Below are 1,689 nucleotides of genomic sequence, written 5' to 3'. Positions count from 1 at the left end.
CGAGCGCTGCCACCCGTAGGGATGGGAGGTCTTCGGCGAGGTCGACGTTGGCGCCGAGAGCGGCGAGTCGCCCCAGCCGCCCGTTGTGTTCGACCCTCGTGAGCTGGCCGATGTGGTCGTCACCGCTGGCTGGGGTGGCCATGGCAGTGCCAGTTCAACACCGGGGCAGTCGCGTGAGACGCGGACGACCTGCTGATCGACGTGCCGACTAACCGTCGCGGTCTGGTGGTACGGCTAGTCGCCACAACGCGTTCCGAGATCGGGGCGCCCCTATCAGCTCGGCCTGCCCGATCCGACGCAGCCGCGCAAGCGTCTGGCGGGCCTGCTCGTCGGTAAGGCCGGCCCGGCGGGCAATGTCGACGCGGCTGGCCGGTGTGCTGGTCAACACAGCCAACACAAGGTCATTCCGTGTCCGTCCGCGGTCAAGCTGCTTCGTTGCCCGGCCGGCGTGGGGACTCAGCCGGTAGGTGGCGCTTCCCCGGTCTCCTTCCTGCACCAGCAAGCCGCGGGCGCGCAGTTCTTTGAGTTGTGTGGTCGCCGTTCGACTGTCCGCGACGCCGGTCGCACCCCGGTAGCTGACGTTGGTCAAGGTCTCCCCGCGGCGAGTGAGCGCCAGCGCGGTGAGCTGCGCACCCGTGAGCCCGGCGATGTTCAGCGTGGACAACCAGTCCCTGGTCTCCTCGTCGAGCAGCGCGTGGTTGGGAATCGTCACGGTGAAGGCCGCGATGTCGTCCTCGAAGACCGGCGGCTCCATGCCCGCCTCGGCGAGCGCCGCACGGACGCGCGCGATGCCGGTGCCTCGGTTCTCGCACACTGTCCGGCCTGGATCGAGCGGGGTGTCCTCCAGGATCTTGAGCAGGACAGAATTGCGTGATGACGGTGGCACTGTGCCGAGTCCAAGCTCTCGTAGGCTCACTGGTCCAAAGAGCCCGCCCGGGTTCCGGATCTGCAGCCGGTCAGGGTAGAGCTCTACCTGAATCTGAGCACCCTGGGCTGACGGCGAGTAGTCACGGTGCACCAGGCTGTTCACCAGGGTTTCTCGGAGCACCTCCTCGGGATACTCCCATTCATCAACACGAAACATTCCGGCGATAATTCCGCGCTGCTTCATGTGCCGTTTCAGGATTCCTATGACATCGCGCACGATCACAGGTATCGGACCGTCTACGGAACGGTTGTCCAGGAACCGCTCCCCACGCGGCCCCGGCCGGGCAGGATCAGGCGTCGGGAAGACCACCACCGTGGCGTTCAGTTGCGGGAAGTACTGCTGCGGATAAACTCCGAATGCCAGTAGGCCGGCGAGTGTGGGCCGAGGACCGTCGTCGGTCTCCCGGAACACGTTCAGAAGGCGCAGGACCTCCGCGTCAGACTTTTCCCCGAACACACTCCGTTGCTCCCGGACCCGGGCGATAAAGGCACGTAGCCGTTGCGAGTCGAGATCATCCTGCGTTGCCTCCGGCACGACGGAGGCATCATGCCGTGCCGGGGCCCGGTTCTCGAGGAGGAGCTGGACCTCGTATGCCGATAGCTTTCGGTCGCCGTCCGACATGCGGATGAAGGATGCGTCCCACGGGGCAAGCCGCGCCAGGTGGCAGGGCCGACGGTCCCGTGGAATCGGCGGTACATAGGCATAGAGAACCTTCGAGCCACCCATGTCCACGATGTCGACCAACGGTGCGACCGTTGGGT

The 1,689-nt window shown here is 65.8% G+C and carries 1 protein-coding gene; it reads right to left on the bottom strand.

The genetic code is table 11. The features are described 5' to 3' along the window. Nucleotides 1–208 precede the first annotated feature (208 nt). Nucleotides 209–1,689: ATP-binding protein (locus ACY45C_RS08635; RefSeq protein ID WP_462187101.1), on the bottom strand; the 1,481-nt coding region annotated here is incomplete at its 5' end.

Source organism: Frankia sp. CcWB2 (assembly GCF_977927585.1).
This window is presented reverse-complemented; position numbering and strand designations above follow the sequence as displayed.